This is a genomic window from Clostridium sp. AM42-4, assembly GCF_003480105.1.
Lineage (GTDB): Bacteria > Bacillota > Clostridia > Lachnospirales > Lachnospiraceae > Brotaphodocola.
In genome coordinates, this window is record NZ_QUIK01000056.1 from 232 (window position 1) to 1110 (window position 879).

Annotated in this window: 1 pseudogene; it reads right to left on the reverse strand. The window is 37.7% G+C overall.

Annotation, left to right across the window (positions count from 1 at the left end):
* Window positions 1–704: pseudogene (locus DW922_RS17315) on the reverse strand (hybrid sensor histidine kinase/response regulator); the annotation flags it as partial.
* Between the last annotated feature and the right edge of the window lie 175 nt (window positions 705–879).

Consider the following 879-nt stretch of genomic DNA (forward strand, 5'->3'; position numbering starts at 1 on the left):
TTTGCCTTTTTCAGTTTTTGATTGACTACTTCCATTTCCTTCATTGTTTGTAAATGAAGTTCATTATTTCTTTTTTCATATTCTGCTTTTTGATCTGCAAGACTGAGTCTGGAAATACTGTAGAATAATCCGGCAAAAAGTAAAAGTATAAAACCTGCCATGAGTATTGTTGTAAACAACACCGTTTTCTGGTAATCCGTCAGCACATTGTCAACAACTCCCCTTGCCACAATGCATACCAAAATGGTGTTGTTGCTTTCTATCGGGCAATACCCCAGATAATAGGGGTTCTGTTTTCCCAAAAGTGCAACTCCAGATTCTCTGTTATCAAACTTCTTTTTGAACAAATCAGCCTCTTCTTCTGTAATAGCCTGTTCCCCTTTTAAATGTTTTAACAAAGAATAATTACGCAGGTATTTATCACCACTCTGGTTCGTATACGTAATATTTCCGTCATGATCCAGCATGAACAAATATGCTTTCCCATGATAACCTTTCAATTTTAACATGGAATCCAGTTTCGAATGATCATACACAGTTCCAATTGCCGTATAAGTTTCTCCATTGATCGTATATTCCTGACATGGAATCGCAACCAGATAACCATCTTTTTTCTTCTGATCATAATCAAGGCGCACCAGTTTTCCAATATTGTATCCGTTCTTTAAGTCCAGCAGAAGTTTACTTGGCATATCAATCCGCATTTTTGTTCCACCTGCTGATATTGCCTGACCATTTTCCTGAAGGAATATAAGTGTACTTTCCGATTCTTTTTCCCATGCTTCAAAGAAACTTTTGTTCACATCCGTTTCAAGAGACAGCTCCCTCTCATGAAGTAAAAATTCCTCAACCAACTGCAGCTGGCTGTAGTACCCACTC